This window comes from Paraburkholderia fungorum (genome assembly GCF_902833645.1).
GTDB classification, from domain to species: Bacteria; Pseudomonadota; Gammaproteobacteria; order Burkholderiales; family Burkholderiaceae; genus Paraburkholderia; species Paraburkholderia fungorum.
The window spans coordinates 205,596-221,958 of sequence record NZ_CADFGE010000006.1; the positions used below are offsets into that span (position 1 = coordinate 205,596).

The following is a 16,363-nucleotide window of genomic DNA, read 5'->3' on the forward strand; positions in this document are numbered from 1 at the left end:
TGGCACGATCGCGTACCTAAGCCGAGCACCGCACGTCAATTGCAACGATATTGAGCGCCGCTTCGAGCGCTTCGCCTTCGTCCATGCCAGCGGCAAAGAACGGCGTGATATCGAGCCTTGTCGGATGCTCGCCGCCGCCGGTCAACCCCGACGCCAACGCAATGGGGCGGCAACTGAAGGCATTGGCTAGCGCGCCGGATGATTTGCTATCCATAAGTCAGCAGCGGTCAGCATGGCGTCTACATTACCCTTTAGTTCCTCATCGTGTTTCTTGAGATTGTGCGCAAACGTTGCCATTCCCTGTTCCCTTCCGACAACGAGTTTGTCCTTGTCCGGCCCCTGGTAGTGCGCGGCCAATTGCTGTAGCTCACTGATAGCCTGGCTATTGAGCGCAAACCCGTTGAATACCCCCGTGAGGCTTACGTACACCGCGACAATGTGCTTGCGCAATTCCTCGTCATCGACTTTGCCCAGACGTCCAGGATTGGCACGATAGATGACCATCGTATCGTTGAGCGGCGGCGTAAATGCTACGTATGGCCTGCCCTCCTCAGTTTCCAGAAGAGTTTGACGGATGACCGCATCATAGTCATTCCAGACGGTTTCGACCTCATCGCGGACCGCCTGCACGAACGCGCGGGTTTCACTTTCGTCATCCGCTTTCTTGTCGCTGTATTGCTTCGCGTAAATCCAAACCGCCGCACCAATGGCGACTAACGATCCTATCCCCTGAATGATCCCCGCGACATCAGCGATGCTGGCTGTCATGACCGGCCCCTTTGTTGTTGGTGAGCCGATTATCGGCGCCCAACGGGCGCCTCGCAATATCCAAAGCAACGTCGCAGTGGAGGGACCAGCCGCATGGCCCGCACGCGACGTGCAGCCTGCAAGTTCACCCGTGGGGGACATCGGGCGGGCTCGGCCACGAACAGACATCCGTCTATAGATGTTGAACGACCGAAAAGCATTCCACAAACAGCCATTCAGAAAATCCGGTAATAAGGTGAGTTTGCCGCGCAGTTGGCCCGAAACAGTGCTTTTCATGGTATTTCAAAAAGCTTTCACATCCATGTCTCGCTGTCGGGCTTTCAAGTCGCCCGTCGCTAAATTTGTTTTGAATCGTGTATAAATACGGAGACCGCAATACGACATAACAACCGATTCATTTGCGCAGGACGATGGGCAAACCGATAGACGATATTCCTCTCGCAGAACGTAGGGCTCTTGCCGCCAAGCTTCTGTTGAACGGTGATGGTGTTAGCGAAGTTTCCAGGAAGGCTCGACTGAGCCTTCCGACCGTGAGTAAATACAAGCAACTGATAGAAAAGGGTGGACCGCAGGCGCTGGCGAAGCTCCGTTTCAATGGAAACGTTCCACGCCTGGATGATGCTTCGGAAAGCTGGCTTGTCAGTGCAATCAAGCACTCTCCTGGCCTTCACGGCTATCCGGGACCGTGCTGGACCATTGACCAGTTGCGCGAATTGATCTTTCAACGCCTCGGTGTCCAGTTTTCGGCTTCGCATGTCGGCCACCTGGTCAGGGGCTACGGCCTGGCATACCGGCTGACCTATTCAACGCAGGAAAAGGCGTCGCCCACAACTGCCGAACAATCGCAGAGTGACGCCTACGCAGCGCGTCGAAAAATCGCGGCGAAGATGCTGTTAAAAGGGGAGAGCGTCAGACACGTTGCGGAAGCACTCAACATCAGTGTGCGAACCATTGAAAAATACAGGGCAATGGTAAGGGCTGGCGGCGTTGAGGCTGTCGAACAGCTCAAGTCATCCGGACGCAAAGCTACACTTGGCCCCGAAGCCCTTAAATGGTTGCGGGAGGCATTGGAAGGGAGCCCCATGGCCTACGGCTATGAAACTCGACTCTGGCGAAACGGAGATGTTCAGCGGCTGATCAAGGAGCGGTTCGGTATTTACCATTCCAACGGCCACGTGAGGACTCTGGTCAGCAAGCTCGGGCTGGAACACAGGATGTACCCGCCTAAAGCGCGAACGGAGAAAAAGCGCGTGACGATGAACGATCTAACGCTTGCATGGGTCGCCGCTACACTCAAGGAGTCGCCACGAGCACACGGCATCGACGCCGATCACTGGACGAATGCGCGCTTGCGTATCGTGCTTCATCGTCGGCTGGGCGTTGAGTATTCTCGAGGTTATGTTTGGGAAATTGCCACTCGGGCCGGCGTGGCAGACCTGCTCACAAGGTTCCGTAGCTGACCAGCAGTTCTATGCAAAAATATGCCATCGAAACTTCCGCAGACCTCATGAGTTCGAACTCCGGGCTGAAGCCAATCGCCGCAAAGCGCCTTCAGGCAGCAAAACTACTCGAGAGAGGCTGGCCTGTTGAGAGCGTCGCCGAGACCGTGGGGATGAACGTTCGAACGGTCAAGGACTACAAAGCCATGCTGGATGCAGGTGGCATCGAAAGAATCGAACGAATCAGCGTGGGCGGACGAAAATCGGTGCTGGATGACAAAGCCCGAGCCTGGATCGTTAGGACGGTAAAGGGGTCGCCCCGGTTGCACGGTTTTGAAACGGATCGCTGGTCAAATCCGAAATTGCTGACTGTTATCGAGCGCGAGTTCGGCCTGCGGTTTTCCGACGTGTACATCCGGAAACTCACCATTGATCTCGGGTTACTTGACCGGATGCAGCCGCACAAGGCGCCGAGCCGACGAGCACCCGGAACTATCGACGCTGCGGCGCTTGCGTGGATTGCGTCAGCCTTACGGCAGTCTCCCCGGGAACAGGGCATCGATGCTGACCATTGGTCGAATGGGCGCCTTAGAACGGCCATCGAGACGAAGTTCGGTGTGCGCTACTCGCGTTTCTACATCTGGCATCTCGCAACAGGATTGGGCCTGTCGCATGTGCTGATCAATATGCGAAAGTAATCGTCGGTCAACATTCGTATACGCTGGCGCCCAACGATCCGAGCCGGTGCCCCGTATCCGGGAGAAACAGCGGTCCCCACCGCAGACTGCAAAACAAAAAAACGCCGAAGCGGGCTTACATTACATCATGCCGCGCGACCTGGCGTAGTCGCGTGGGGCGTCGTCCAGCCGCGTCCGCCAGCCTTCGCCAGCCGACTGTCCGGCTGATTTTCGCCGCCGGACATGCACCGCTCACCGAGAAAGCAACTGCACATCGGTTCGATCCCGGTCGATTCCGGCGCTTTACTATGGTCGGCTGTTCGATTCAACGCGGGCGACACCTTCTTCCGTGTCGCAATCAAAGAGCTGAAAGTAACCGCGACTCGCAGGTTATGCGTGCCCGTTCAGTTCGGCCACACAGGTTGCGTGGATCGCCCGTACAACAGCCGATCGATAGTCCGGTCTCCAGCCGTCGGTGAACAGCCTGGCGAGGTATTGCGCATCGTTGAAATCCGGCAGACCCGCCAGGCCGAGTGCGATCCGTTCTGAGAGCGCGCCAAGCCGTACCCGCTCCCGCCAGCCCGCGTTCGCGCCGTTTGCCGCAAGCCAGATGCGCGCCGACTCCACGAGGTGATCGGTGCGTAGCCAGTCACCGCTGCGTGCCCTCGCAACAAGCTGGGCTATTGCAAGGTAGCAAAGCAGTTCCGCACGTGCTTCGTCGTCAAGTCCATCAGGTTCGATCATCGGTTCTATCGCATACGGTGAGCATGGTGCCGCAGGTTCGCGCGTTCGTAACCTTGCGAATTGTTGTTCCGGGGGGATGGCAGGTATCGCGTTGCAGTCAATACCGCCGATCCCGGACTGGGACCGGGCGCGGGGGAGTAATCCTGGTCCGCTTTCCCGGCAGGCGCTTTCCCCGAGCTTGACTTCGCAGCAAAAAACACTAGCACTGAAGCTTACCGTCTGTCGAGCGTCCATGCCCTCCGCCCCGACGCGTTCCACCCGCCTGGCTGCGCCGCCCCGGGCCGCGCAGTACATTCGCATGTCCACCGACCACCAGGAATATTCTCCGCTTTTCCAGCGCGAAGCGATTGCCCGCTATGCCGCAACACACAACATACGGATCGTGCGGGACTACGAAGACGCGGGTATCAGCGGTCTCACCTTGCGCGATCGCCCGGCGCTGATCCAGCTGCTGCTCGATGTGGAAAATCCTGCCCGAAGGTTTTCCAGCGTTCTGGTGTATGACGTCAGCCGCTGGGGCCGTTTCCAGGATGTCGATGAGAGTGCATTCTATGAGTACACATGCCGGCGCGCAGGCGTAAGTGTGATCTATATCGCCGAGCCCTTCGAGAACGACGGCAGTCCACTCTCATCGGTCATGAAAGCGATGAAGCGGGCAATGGCCGGTGAATTCAGCCGGGAGATGTCGCGCAAGGTATTTCTTGGTCACTGTCTGAACGTGCAGCGTGGATACCACACCGCGGGGCCTGTGGGATACGGTCTGCGGCGTGTGCTCGTCAATGCCCGCGCGGAAGCCCGGCAGCCGCTTGCCCGTCATGAATACAAGAGTGTGCAAACTGACCGCGTCATCGTGGTCCCGGACACTACGGGCGAAGCAGCGATCGTGCGCAGGATGTTCGAGTGGTATGCGACGCAATCGGTGACGGCGGCCGGGATTGCGCGGCGTCTGAACGAGTTCGGGATCGTCAACGGCGAGGGGCGTCCGTGGCAGGGGCAAAATGTCTTGCAGATTCTGCGCAACGAGAAATATATCGGCACCAATGTCTACAGCCGCACGACGTCCAAACTCGATGCTCCATGGCAGCAACTGCCACCTCATGAATGGATCAGGGTGACCGATGCATTTGCCCCCGTAATCGACAGACAACTCTTTGCGGCGGTCCAGACGAAGCTTGCGGAAAGCAGGCGCCGACCGACGCGCGACGAGATCATTGAGGGCATGCGCAAGGTAATAAGCCGAACAGGCAGGCTCAACCAGAAGTTGCTCAAGCGCTACAGGAGCGCCCCGTCAGCGGAGCAGGTGGCGCACGAGTTTGGCAGTCTCAACGAGGCGTACAAGGTCATCGGCTATGCACCGAACCTCGATCCCGTGCGCTCCGAAAACCGGAGTGTCGAGCGGCGTATGGAACAGCACGTCGCGGATAGCGTCACTGCCATGCTGCGCGAACTCGGACATGACGTCCGGTATGAAAAGCACACCGCCACGCTGTGCGTCGATGGCGCGCTTCGGATGCAACTGGTCGTGCGTCGTCCGTGGATGATCCAGGGGCATCTGCCGTACTGGGTCGCCCGCTGGCCAGACTGCTTCGCGATCGACTTTCTGGTGTACGGACGCATCGAGCGCGACGGCACCGAACTGTCTGATTTCCACATCCTGCCGCGTGGCAGTCTTCGCGCAGGTGAATACACCGTGGTATTCCGTCATGGCCAGTCCCATTTCGAGGCCTACCGGCATCCCGATCTGAAAGCGCTGCTCGCGCTGGCGGAGACGGTTCCGCTCGACGTGCTGCCGGCGGCTCCTAATCCGGGGACGAGGTCGACGCCATGACACGCGCAAATCCCGCTAGCCCCGAGCGGGCGGTGCCTGCGGACGAAGCTCGGGGGTCGTTGTGCGATGATCGGTGCCCCGCGAACCGGAAATCAACGCCCGAAGCGAAGGCGCGAAAGGTTTTAAGGCTCGAACGCGCGCGGCAGCAGACGCTTCTTCGACGGATGGAATCGGTTCGGGCGGAGATGACCATTCTGGAAAACGTACTGCGCGAGCTGTTGTCCGATCCCGCGTTTGTCGCTCTGCTCAGAGGCGAGGGGTCTGTGACGATGCCGCGGCTCCTTCGGGAACGGCTGCGTGGAGGGGATTCATGACAACCGGCCGACCTGCGAGATTCGTTGCCCGGGTCGCGGAGGTCGCGGACGGGCAGGCCGCTCCGGCAGGCATCTGTCCGGAGGCGCTCGCCGTGCTGGCCGGGTACCGGCTACCGGAGCGCGCCACTTCAGCGCTCAGGCGAATGACAGGTCCCCGTCAGCTGGCCGCAGCGCGCGTAATGGTTGGAACGAACAACTGTTCGGGCGATCTTGCGCGTGCGTTGCTCGCGGCCACACCTGCCTCACAACGCGCCGACGATCCGCGCGGTAGGCAGTCCGACCGTCATGGCGCAAGGCTGCTTTCCGGGATGGAAAAAGGTCTTACGCATATGCTGGAGACAGTGCGGTCCCTGACACCCCGTTATCACGATGACCTTTACTGTCTCGCTCTCACCGCGAGTTTCGTCAGGTGCCGGATGCAGGATGACGTCGTCAGGGCGTGGCTTCTGGCACACGCTCCTAGCGCTGCCATGACACTTGGGGAACTTGTATCAGTGTCGGACAAGGCGAAGGCGTCCAGGCGAACGATGAAATTGCCATACACCCGTGCCGTTCAGGCAGCGCAGACGAGGCGGAACTGAACGGATTCCGGTGAGAGACTTCGGGGAATTTGCTTGCTGCTGCGAACCAGCCGGCAGCGTTCCAAAAAAACGGGGGCCGTCTTTGACGGCGCTTCCTTTGCACTTAAGCCGCAAGGGGCAGATCAAGTTAGTCGGGCGAAGATATCTGAACTGCCGCAGTCGGCCAGTAGCGGTCGTTCGCCATTGCGCTATGTTGGACATTCGAACGTCGGCTATATCTGAACTCCCAGTCGTTGAGATACCGGATGAGGCAGGCCTTCCGCTAAACCATAGTTCGGCCGTCGGAGTCAGCTTATCCGATACGGGTGGCCTGACCCATCGGCGGCGCACTCCAGTATCAATTTCACCGGACGCACACTGTCGAAGCGCTGGCGATCGCGGTTTGCGAGATGAAAGGAACCTGTTACCTAGTTTTGCTATGACCGGCTACCAGAACGGGTTGTTTGAGTTGCTCGGTAATCTTGAACTGCTTGAACGCCAACCGCGCTTTGCGGATCTCCACGCCATCGCCTAGTTCTCCAATCCACTCAGCGACTTGGCGTTGTGAGATTTCGCAGCGCACCCCAATGACTACTTCACGCAGCATCAAATGCTCGCCAAAGTCGGCGTAATAGCGCCCATCCTTATCCTTGTCTTGCAGTTCTGCCATGACCCGATATTCGTTCTCGTAACGCCACGCCTCAAACTTCGTGAGCAGCATGGCCTTCACCATCTCTGGAGTGACTCCGGCGTTGGGCGCCGAAAGGTCAATGTTGAAGTCGAGCCGGTTCGGCTCATAGCTAACCCGCATTGCGAGTTCATCAGGAATGTCGAACCCGAGACAGATGCCATAGTGTTTCGCGCCGTAATGCGCCCACATGAGCGGATTTTGCCAGTCGGTCGAAAAACAAATCACTCCGCGCTGCGTGGACAGGTGTTTGCGCAATACCTCAGCAACCTTTCGATGCTCCCGGGTTGGCAAAATATGAGGTACCAGCTCGAATGGATCGTTCAATTCCTCGAAGAGCGAGATTTTCAACCGGCGCTCCTCAATGCTCTTCTTTGCCCACTTTTCGGCCGTTAGGTAGTAAAGCCGCATGCAGGTGCTCCCAGGGGTGGAAAGCTCGTGGATTGTCTCAACTTCAGTAGATACAAATGTCGCTTAGGGCAACACGATGAAATGCTAAAAATCCATATCTGCAGCACGATCCCAAGCCGATTGTTCATGCTCTATGAACGCGTTCATGTCCTCGGCTGAGGTCATCGCGGCCGCGTAGGTCCCATCAGCTGCGTAGGTAAGGATGATCGGCAATTCGGTATCGTGTAGATATGCCCGCGCAGGTTCGCGCCCATCAGACCAAAGATAATCAATGAACAAATCGATGAGGACGAGGGCGTCCTCTTCTCGGAATGCAATTCCCGCCCCTAATCGGTATTTTCGGCTTCCTGCCTTGTGTGGCAAAAATACAGGAACTGCTCCTGCGCCTGAGTGAAATCGATACGCCTCACCCCGCTTGCCAAAAGCACCATGTGCCGTGAAGTTGCGTAGCTCGTATCGGATTTCGCTCAATTTGTCAAAATGCTGCTTCGCTTCCTTCTCGTTCAGATTGAAAACTGCTTTGTACTTCGCCGACCATTCTGCCTGAGCCAAGACGGTTATTTCGTCAGCTGTCGTAACACGGCCTAAGAGGATTGCGATGTGGATGAAGACGTGCTCCGTCCAACTATAGAACGCGTCAATTGCTGCAAGCGCAAGCCATCTGGCCTCTCGCCGCAACTGCGTACTAACATACATCGGCCCAACATAACGCACCGCTCCCGGTTTGGTTGCAATACGTTCATGGGCTCGCGCGTGTGCCTCGGTCGCTTTTGCCTTGAAGCTGTCAACTAAAAAATTGTAGCGCTCAAACAGTTCGCTACTATTATTTGTCACATTCACGGCGGAGCGCGCGAGGGCTTGACTTGCCAGCCATTCGAAATAAGGCTCAGCTTTTTTTATGGCTTTTTGAATCCGAATAACGACCTCGCGAATCACATCTTCTTTGTTCTCTACGTCATCTGCGAAGACGCCCAATCCCATTTTGCGATGCTCGATCAGGAATAGGTGTCCTTTATATTCAACCGGTACTGACCACGCCACCTTGTCACCCTGTCCAAGATTCTGAAAGCCGAGCAATCCGACGAGAAGAAAATAGACCAGATAATATTCGGGTAATGCGCGTCCGGCATTGGATCGGCTACCGCCATAAAGAGCGCGAAAATCGGTGATCTGTCCTGGTCGAACTTCGCCCAAAGCTCGACGAGCTGCGTCGCGTACAAGAATAAGTTCGGCCGAAAGCGTATTGTCGTTGGTCATGGTGATAAGTGTGCTGGACAATCTCTCTGCAACACTATACCGCGTGATTCTCCGCCCGGTGCCGTAGAGAAGTTTTCCTCGGTTCAAGCGCTGTTGTACCTTGCTTCGGTGTGTGAGTCGTCGATAGTTTTTGACGGCCAGAGCGAAAATGTGGCGATCGGCGGGCTCACGGAGATTCTAGGTGTTGCATCGACCGGTTGAATCCGCGGTCGTGTTACGCCATTTTGCATGAAGTGCGCGCCCGAAGGAGTCGTCGCGCTCGGCCATCGGGCGCTAGCAGGCCACAATCTGCCGTCTAGTGTTATCAAGTGTGCGACTCTCCCGCGTCCGCTCTGCGCTTCGAAACTGCCACTCGTGAACTTGCCGATGCGATGGCGCTTGGGCGGCTCAGGTGAACGCGGATCAGTTTTGCTCGCCTTGGGCGGACCGGCGGGAATCGAGCATCTATGAGCCCCCTAGGTTCGCCGAAAAGCGGGGCTTAGAATTCTGGCTCAAGAACCAGCGCGATCTGGCCGATAATATCCAACGAGCGCCCTTTGTAACCGATTAGTAAGCCTCCACGCGCCGACCAATCCACGCGAGGGCGATGATGAAAGAAGTAACGTGCGGCGCTGTTGCATTTGCTGTTTCCCCACCTTCAAGAGCGAGCTGGTTAATGAACGTCTATCACGATTTTTTCCTTGGAATGAACTCGGACGAGTGGGAATTTTTTGCGCTCGACTTCCTAAACTCTTTGGGTTATTCAATTGAGCGGTATCCGTCGCGCGGCCCGGATGGCGGGCGAGACGGCTTGGTGTCTTTCAATGGCAAGGTCTATCTGGTTAGTTGCAAGCACTTCGCTTCATCCAATAAGTCTGTGGGAGTCAACGATGAAGTATCAATCACTGACCGAATGATCCAGCATGGCGCATCGGCCTTCATTGGAGTCTATTCCACTATGACAAGCACGGGCTTGGATGAGAGGTTCAAGCAACTAACCAATGCAGGCCACGAATGCATTGTTTACGACGGAAATCGCATTTCAAATTACCTCCCAAAAATATCATCTTATGTTCTTCAGAAGTATGGTATTCCAAAAGGGATAAGTTACCCGCTGCATACTCATGCGAGTAACTACCGTCCTTTGTGTTGTTTGGGATGCGGAGTGGACATTCTCCGGGAGGACATGATCAGGGTATCAATGGCAATGGTCTGTTCAGATGATCGCGGCGCGCTGGAGTATCTCTATGGCTGCAAACGGTGTCTAGGCAACATTGTCGACTTGGGTTGGGTCGACTTGTACCAAGCATTGCACCAAGAAGAAATTAATGGGTGGATCGGGTATGTGGATGAAATCCTTGAAACACGTCCTCCTTCGGCTACCTTCTACAAGCACAAGAGCGAATTTGAAGGCGGAATCCAGCAGAGAATGTTCCCTTCGAATTGGGGGCGATGGTTCTCGATATGACAGACAGCATCAAAAGGGACGACAGCAGCACTTCAAGAAGAGCCGTTCATTTGTCGTTGAACGGATGACCGAGTCGGGTCGAACAGATCGGTCGAACCACACGCGACCTCGGACTTGACTGCGGGGCAGCGCGAGAATGCCATTGAGACTTCAAGCTCATGAAGGTGCGGGAGATGTGCCGCTCTACCGCTCGATGGCTGCTGGCCGCCGTCTAAAAATTCAACGCGCTGGCGCCTGCATCGTGATTCCAAACCGTGGGCTTTCTTTCTGGGAGCCGGGGCTCGCCAGTTACTTCGGCACATTGGCCACCTCAAGTTGCTGAGCTAGAAGCCGCGCGTGCGGCGCGGCGGTAGTAGTGCGATCTTGACGTGTCGCTCGCGCGGTGCGGCTTCTGGTTCGATGCGCTCGGCATCGTGCTGTGCGGTTGCTTGCGATGCGTCCTGTTTGGTGAATTGAGCGCACTGCTTGTCGGTGCCAGGCAAGAGGGTCCCGATCGGCTCCGGTGCGGCCATGCGGCTGTCCTTCGTGTGCCATGCTGCGGCGCGTCCGAGCCGCTTGGTCACGGTGCGCCGGTTGTTCGCCCGGTCCTGCTCGAATACGCGCAGTTCCTGCTCTGCGCGAGTCTTGTCCAGGTGAGTAGGGAAGGGCACGCCATACTTGCGTACGCGCTTGTCTAGCGTGCTGGATGAGAGGCCGCTACGCTCCGCGTGCTGGGCTAGTGTCAGGCCATCGTAGAGCGCTGACAGCCGGGTGTTGGCAACGAGACCAACTAGGCATCCGCACGATAAGGTGCTGCCGCCTCTCAGGTTATAGCCGACGATCACGGCGGTATTGCCACAGTCACAAATGCACTTCCAGGTGGCCTTGCCGAATCCGTCGCTGCCATCCCGCTCTATAACTTCAAGACGCCCGAACCTGCGCCCTGCGAGGTCTTTGACCGGCATCATAGCGGCGTCGGCTCGTTGTATTCGAAGATCGCGATAGCTGACGCCAATACGATGGCTTTGGGGACTTTGGTGCCACGGTGGTAGCGCGCAGCGCTGTGCGCCAGGTGTTCGCGTACATGCGGATTGAACAGCGGCCCCGTGGCGCGGATGATTGGGCGGCTGCGCTGGTGGATGGGGCTTAGGTGGATGGTTCCGATGATGGTGCTCATGCTGCGCCTGGTTGGTGAGTGGTGCGATCTATCGTTGCGTCACGTTGTTTTTTGTGCGCGCCAGACTGGGCTGACCGGCTTGCCGCGGGTGCCGAGCACGCGCGGGAAACACCAAACGAATGGATTCGGCGCGAGCTTGGGCGCAGTCTCCCAAGCGGTCGCATAGCGCTCCGCGCGCTCCGTTTTGGTCGGCACAGGGGGCATGCGATAGATTCGGGCAGGTGTGTCGGCGAGCTTCACGCGCTGAGCTGGCCGCTCATGAGAACGTGGACGAAGGCCTTGGCTGTCTGCGCGATGCTGGGCGCACTGTGGTCTGCCGGTGCTGCTGGCTGCCGCGGAGCTTGTTGGCGCTCGGCGCGACGCGCTGCCTTTTCGAGCTTGCGCTGCTGCTTACCGGTGAGTTTCTTCGGTGCGGGCTCATTTGTGCGTTTGGCGCAAACTTCTCTTTTGAGGTTTACTACCGAATTAATGGCTTGAGGCTCGTCTGAGTTTTCCGGATCGCACATGCCGAGTTCAATCGCTGCGTCTTCGTCGCTGATGCCGTGCTCGCGCGCGTAGTCGGTGACGCAGATCGTTTCATCGCCGCGCATGAGGCTGCAGCCCTCCCATTCGGATTCGGTGTCTTCGTCGGCGATGGGATCATGATTGCTGACGGCATCGGCATCGGCATCGGCATCGGCATCGGCATCGGCATCGGCATCGGCATCGGCAACCGGGCAAACGCGGTCGCTGACTGGCTCTGCTACTTCAGCCGCTGCGCCGTTATCGGCGACGGGTGCGGATGGCTCTGCGGGCTTGATATCGAACACGGGCCAGGCATCGGTGAGCCATTCGATAAACTCAAGCAGGCCGCCGCCGGTAGGGTCCCAGTACGCCGCGATAGATTCCGGATCGAGCGCGTCGCCTTCCTCGAACGACGCGCAATAGGCCGCGTCGTCCTCTTCGGACATGGGCGGCAACCGTCCATTACGGCGAGCGTTGCCATTGCCATCGGCGTCGCTGTGATCATCCGATAGCGGCTTTGCGTAGAGCGGCGTATCCCAATCATCCCAATCGACAGACGATGCAACGGAACTCGTCTTCTTGCTGGTGCGCCGTGTGCCGAGATGAGTGTATGTGCGTTTCCGCTTACAAGGCTTCTCGCCGCGAACCATGCAGGGTTCCCACGGCGAGAACGGCGGCGTCCACAATGAAAACGGCCCGATGGTTTCGCCGTCGAATTCTGTCTTGAGGAGAGTTGCGCCGGGCATTACCCGCTCGACGTAGCGCGCGCATTCCAGGTATCCCGAGCGCAAGCCGATGTCTTCGACCGTGCGCTTGCCTTCGGCAGTCTCTACGGTGATGGCTGCAGTCTTCAGACCTGAGTGCTTGACCGGCTTCGCCCCTTTGGCGTTGTAGCCCCTGACAACCTCGCGCTCCCTATTAAAGCAGTTCACACATAGGGTGTGTTTGCGCGTCAGGCGGAAGCGGGCGATGTACTTGGTTGCGGTGTGTTCGTTGCGCTCGCAACGGATGCACGACAAGCCACGCGCTGCCTCTGCTTTGGCGTGGCGGTCGCTTTCATCGCGATAGTTAAGTCCATCGGCGTGCGCCGATCCGATTGAACATCCCTTGCAGGATAGTGGCGCATTCGAACGCGTGTAGTTCGCGGCGCAGGCTTCTTTCGTCAGGACAGAATTGAGGCGCTCGCATGTGAAGACTTGGAGCAATGCGAAATCTGCGTGCGGATGGAAGTGGACTTCGGCCAGCGACTGCGAGAAGGTGGGAAGGACGGTGCTGCGACGGATGGACTCTTGAAACGTGGCGCGCGACATGCACCCCTCCCATTTGACTCGATAGAGGTATTGGGCCGTCACTACCGCGTAGCGTGGATATGTCCAGAAATCCTTTTTGAGCCGTGTGTTTTGTACAACGATTCGACATGAAAAGCCCGGCGAACCGGGCTCGAAACTACGCGAAAATTCTGGCAGTTATTCGCCGCGCAGCTTCGCCATCAACGCGCCGGGAACTGCACCAACGCCGCCAAGCGCGAGGCTGTTGGCGATCACTTGGGCGGATTGCGCATCGATGGCCCCATGTGCAAGCGCAGCGCCTGCAGCGGCCTCCACCTGCGGCACGGTGTACTGCGGCACTGCCATACGCAGGCCGTGCACCGGGCCGGCGGGAAGGCTCTTAGCGAGTTTTTCGGAGGTGGCGACAATCTTTCTATTCAATTTCTGCAACGGTGTGACTCCCAAAATTTTGTCCAATCGCTCGCGGACTGTTTCAATTGACTTGCTGAGTGCAGCGATGGTCGGCTTGGCCGCCGCCGGGCGACTAACCACGCGCGCGGTGTGCGTGAAACCCTTCCCGAAGCGCTCCTCGAATGAGAACGCATCCGATACGCTGGGATCGGTGCGGCGCGGGCTGTACATGGTCTGTAGCGACTTCATGAGCGTCTCGACCGTATCGATCGCCCTGGCATTCAGAGCCTTGCGGAGCTTTTCGAACGAGCCCGTTGCGCGCTTGCTGCCGCGCGTTACTGGCACGCCGTCTGCGCCAATCTCCTCGTAGTCTTCGTCATTGACGCCGCCATTAGTGCGCGCTTCAGACATGCGGCGAAGGTGGTCGGCATCTTGACGGCTTTCCTCGCGCTGGGCGCATTGGCGCTGGGCAGGAGTCAAGGTTATATCCGGGCTGGCGCGACGGATGAACCCTTTCGGATCGCGAGGTGTGTTGCTGTGCGCGTGGTCATTGGAGTCCCTGCGGAGGCTTTCGTGAAGCGCCGCAGCGTGGGTCTGTGACTTCAGAAGTGGGACGATCCCGAGATTTTCCAGCAGCGCCTGATGCTTTGGCGCTGCCGCTAGGTCTTGCCCCCGGCTGGCAAGCAATGAATGCATAGTAGTGGTTCCTTTGCGGCGTCCCGCGTTGGTTTGGACGACGTTCGTCAACCGAAATCGTGCGGTCACTACCGAGTCTAGTGGCCGGTGTTGTCTTCGATGTGCGGATGGTATTGAGCTTCGAATGGCAAGGTCAGTTGCAGGCGTCCGATGGCGGAAGTCTCGCCGGCCTCGCCGCGGCGAATCCTGTGACCCAGTGTGGCGAGCCCGCTGGCGTGGTAGCTCGCCTCTGTGCGCATCTTATCCATGCGCTGCACGGTGCCGACATCGCACAGCGCCTGAAGGTCGCCCTTCAGTTCGGCGATGTAGTTCGCCATGGCGTTGAAGCAGTCGATGTACTTTTCCATTGTGAGCGTCGCAGCCTTACCGCTGAACTTGCCGACGAGGAGCATGTAGCCGTCGCGCGTCATACGGATCATGCGGCGCGGCTTGTTCTGCTCGTCAAAGTATTCAGCCGACGCAAAATTGAGTTGGCGAAATTTTTCGCTGCATTCAAGTTTGTCGTACGCGCGCAGAACGTTGGCCGGGCGCATTGCGTAGCGCTTCGCGACATCGTGCGACGTTGTCATGGCGCGGTCGCCGATCACCTTGACGGCGTCCATGAAGTCCGCAGGCGGCTCGAACGACTTCACTAGGTGGCGGACGTTTGAGCGCGCGGCAGCCCATTGGTGAACCTCCTCACGGTCGAAGTGAATGTTGCCGCGCTCGCCGTTGCGTACCGGCTTCGGGAATGAGCCGTCGTCACGCTTCAGTGCGCGACCAATGGTGCTACGTGATAGGCCGGTTGCTCTGATGGCTTGGGCCATAGTCAGTGTTTCTTTTTCGCTCACGGCGATTCTCCTTTGATGGTGAATTGAGAATCGCGTCACGACATGGAAACTTGTGCAACGGTGATCGAAGTGTGACCGACAAACGCTTCGGGCGGCTCTAGCGAATCCACCCGAATTTGACGGCTTTAATTTGCATCGCCCGGAATTCGCTTGCGCTCGTTTGTCGTGACGCCAAAGTAGCGGTGATGGATCGAATCCACTCGATTCCACGCAAATTTATTGGAGCCGTGATGAGCACAAGCGACGACGGCCCGATCTTGCTGAATGCTGACGAGGTCGCCGCGCTACTCACGGTGAGCCGGTCAACATTTAACGGGATGGTGAAGGAGGGTTCATTCATTGAGCCGATCCTTTTGGGCAAACGCAAACGCTGGCTGAAGTCGGCGATCTTGATCTGGTTGAGCGCGGCAAGCGAGCCGCAAACGGAGAAGTGATGGCAACGAAGAAAACGGAGGCGAATGTGTCCGAACTGAAGGCGAAGATTGAAGCAGCCCGCGCGTCAATTCAGCGCGCGATCATCGCCGGGGATAGCACACTGAAGCTGCGCGAATACCTGCTCGAACTCGAAACCGAGCAGCAGAAGCTGAATGAGGCTGCGGCTGGGCAGGAAGCCTCGCAAGCCACTGCCGCGCGTCGCGCACAGGATGAGCTTAATCAAGCCGCAACCGTCCTCGCCGAGAGTCGCCACGCACGCCTGATGCTGCTGTCAGACAAGTATCGCGCGCCGCAACGTCCCAGCATGTCCCACGCGTAACAAACACGAATACCCCTCATTTAAAGGATCAAATAATGTCACAAGTCCAAGTAAGTCCCGCCCTGATGGCGCTCGCCGCCAGCCGCGCTGCGGTAGTTTCAGCTACCACTGCAAGCGAGGAGGCCCAAGCGAGCCATACGAAACTGCTTGCGCGTCGTTCGGAACTGCAGGCCACGTCCGCCGAAGCATTGCGCGCGGCACGCGACAACGGCGATGCCGATGGTAAGCGCGCGTTGGCCATCAAGATCGCGGATTTGGACCTCACAGATTTGGAGGTAACCATCCAGGCATCGGCGGATAGGCTGCGTGATTTGAATGTAGCATTGGCTACGGCGCGCGCCGACTGTGTGCAACGTGAGAAGGATGCGAAACTGGAAGAAAATTCCCTTGCTCTGCAGGCTATGCAAAAGATCGTGGCGGTCAACGAGGAAGCCTATCTCGCGAGCGTGGCCGAGCTTCATCGCGTGTGGGTTCTCCTCAACCCGAAGGATATGGCGACCGGGTCAATCTGGAAGTCGCACAGGCCTAGCAATGAACTGCGCGCAATGGTCGTCAACAACACGATTCCAAACCTGCGTGGTTAACCGTCGGCAACCATCCCGGGCCGCCTA

The 16,363-nt window shown here is 57.9% G+C and carries 18 protein-coding genes; 8 read left to right on the forward strand and 10 right to left on the reverse strand.

Annotation, left to right across the window (positions count from 1 at the left end; genetic code table 11):
- Positions 1-16: 16 nt before the first annotated feature.
- A complete protein-coding gene (locus tag HWX91_RS20205) occupies positions 17-214 on the reverse strand; it encodes a hypothetical protein (RefSeq protein ID WP_127837925.1) in 198 nt (65 codons plus the stop codon).
- A complete protein-coding gene (locus HWX91_RS20210; protein WP_127837924.1) occupies positions 187-1,044 on the reverse strand; it encodes a hypothetical protein in 858 nt (285 codons plus the stop codon). The genes HWX91_RS20205 and HWX91_RS20210 overlap by 28 nt, the downstream gene beginning before the upstream one ends.
- A 134-nt stretch (positions 1,045-1,178) precedes the next feature.
- Between HWX91_RS20210 and HWX91_RS20215 the strand changes: the two genes are divergently transcribed.
- Positions 1,179-2,228, forward strand: coding sequence for a winged helix-turn-helix domain-containing protein (locus HWX91_RS20215; RefSeq protein ID WP_028198202.1), 1,050 nt, complete (start codon positions 1,179-1,181; stop codon positions 2,226-2,228).
- Positions 2,229-2,239: 11 nt separating this feature from the next.
- Positions 2,240-2,905, forward strand: a complete 666-nt coding sequence (locus tag HWX91_RS20220; RefSeq protein WP_052660782.1) for a helix-turn-helix domain-containing protein — start codon at positions 2,240-2,242, stop codon at positions 2,903-2,905.
- Between the two features lie 369 nt (positions 2,906-3,274).
- On the opposite strand, the gene HWX91_RS20225 is transcribed toward HWX91_RS20220, so the two are convergent.
- On the reverse strand, positions 3,275-3,628 hold the full coding sequence (locus tag HWX91_RS20225) for a hypothetical protein (RefSeq protein WP_028198203.1): 354 nt from the start codon (positions 3,626-3,628) through the stop codon (positions 3,275-3,277).
- 76 nt (positions 3,629-3,704) lie between these two features.
- Between HWX91_RS20225 and HWX91_RS20230 the strand changes: the two genes are divergently transcribed.
- Positions 3,705-5,456 carry a recombinase family protein gene (locus HWX91_RS20230; RefSeq protein ID WP_244144110.1) on the forward strand — a complete coding sequence of 584 codons (1,752 nt, stop codon included), beginning with the start codon at positions 3,705-3,707 and terminating at the stop codon, positions 5,454-5,456.
- Positions 5,457-5,766: 310 nt separating this feature from the next.
- A complete protein-coding gene (locus HWX91_RS41370; protein ID WP_028198204.1) occupies positions 5,767-6,351 on the forward strand; it encodes a plasmid partitioning protein RepB C-terminal domain-containing protein in 585 nt (194 codons plus the stop codon).
- 403 nt (positions 6,352-6,754) lie between these two features.
- Here the strand turns inward: HWX91_RS41370 and HWX91_RS20235 are convergent, their stop codons facing one another.
- Entirely contained in the window at positions 6,755-7,429 is a 675-nt protein-coding gene (locus tag HWX91_RS20235; RefSeq protein ID WP_042275799.1) for a DUF2971 domain-containing protein, read from the reverse strand.
- An 84-nt stretch (positions 7,430-7,513) separates the two neighbouring features.
- A complete protein-coding gene (locus HWX91_RS40830; RefSeq protein ID WP_028198206.1) occupies positions 7,514-8,686 on the reverse strand; it encodes a hypothetical protein in 1,173 nt (390 codons plus the stop codon).
- A 586-nt stretch (positions 8,687-9,272) separates the two neighbouring features.
- Between HWX91_RS40830 and HWX91_RS20245 the strand changes: the two genes are divergently transcribed.
- Entirely contained in the window at positions 9,273-10,133 is an 861-nt protein-coding gene (locus tag HWX91_RS20245) for a restriction endonuclease (protein WP_081833170.1), read from the forward strand.
- 323 nt (positions 10,134-10,456) lie between these two features.
- On the opposite strand, the gene HWX91_RS20250 is transcribed toward HWX91_RS20245, so the two are convergent.
- The 5 genes from HWX91_RS20250 to HWX91_RS20270 all read right to left on the reverse strand — a co-directional run bounded on the left by HWX91_RS20250 (position 10,457) and on the right by HWX91_RS20270 (position 14,998).
- On the reverse strand, positions 10,457-11,080 hold the full coding sequence (locus HWX91_RS20250; RefSeq protein ID WP_052660786.1) for a hypothetical protein: 624 nt from the start codon (positions 11,078-11,080) through the stop codon (positions 10,457-10,459).
- Positions 11,077-11,289: a hypothetical protein gene (locus tag HWX91_RS20255; protein ID WP_028198207.1), complete on the reverse strand. Its 213-nt coding sequence runs from the start codon at positions 11,287-11,289 to the stop codon at positions 11,077-11,079. Before HWX91_RS20255 ends, HWX91_RS20250 begins: the two co-directional genes overlap by 4 nt.
- 236 nt (positions 11,290-11,525) lie before the next feature.
- The gene (locus tag HWX91_RS20260) at positions 11,526-13,103 is read right to left on the reverse strand and encodes a hypothetical protein (protein ID WP_028198208.1); all 1,578 of its coding nucleotides are present in this window, start codon (positions 13,101-13,103) and stop codon (positions 11,526-11,528) included.
- 156 nt (positions 13,104-13,259) lie between these two features.
- Complete coding sequence (locus HWX91_RS20265; protein ID WP_127837923.1) at positions 13,260-14,168, reverse strand: hypothetical protein; 909 nt, start codon at positions 14,166-14,168, stop codon at positions 13,260-13,262.
- Between the two features lie 77 nt (positions 14,169-14,245).
- Positions 14,246-14,998, reverse strand: coding sequence for a Rha family transcriptional regulator (locus HWX91_RS20270; protein ID WP_127837922.1), 753 nt, complete (start codon positions 14,996-14,998; stop codon positions 14,246-14,248).
- Positions 14,999-15,228: 230 nt separating this feature from the next.
- On the opposite strand from HWX91_RS20270, the gene HWX91_RS20275 reads away from it, so the two are divergent.
- Genes HWX91_RS20275 through HWX91_RS20285 form a run of 3 tightly spaced genes read left to right on the forward strand, consistent with a single transcriptional unit; the run spans position 15,229 to position 16,336 of the window.
- The gene (locus HWX91_RS20275; protein ID WP_042275804.1) at positions 15,229-15,432 is read left to right on the forward strand and encodes a helix-turn-helix transcriptional regulator; all 204 of its coding nucleotides are present in this window, start codon (positions 15,229-15,231) and stop codon (positions 15,430-15,432) included.
- Positions 15,432-15,752: a hypothetical protein gene (locus HWX91_RS20280; protein WP_028198210.1), complete on the forward strand. Its 321-nt coding sequence runs from the start codon at positions 15,432-15,434 to the stop codon at positions 15,750-15,752. Before HWX91_RS20275 ends, HWX91_RS20280 begins: the two co-directional genes overlap by 1 nt.
- 35 nt (positions 15,753-15,787) lie before the next feature.
- Positions 15,788-16,336, forward strand: coding sequence for a hypothetical protein (locus HWX91_RS20285; RefSeq protein WP_102857433.1), 549 nt, complete (start codon positions 15,788-15,790; stop codon positions 16,334-16,336).
- Positions 16,337-16,363 lie beyond the last annotated feature (27 nt).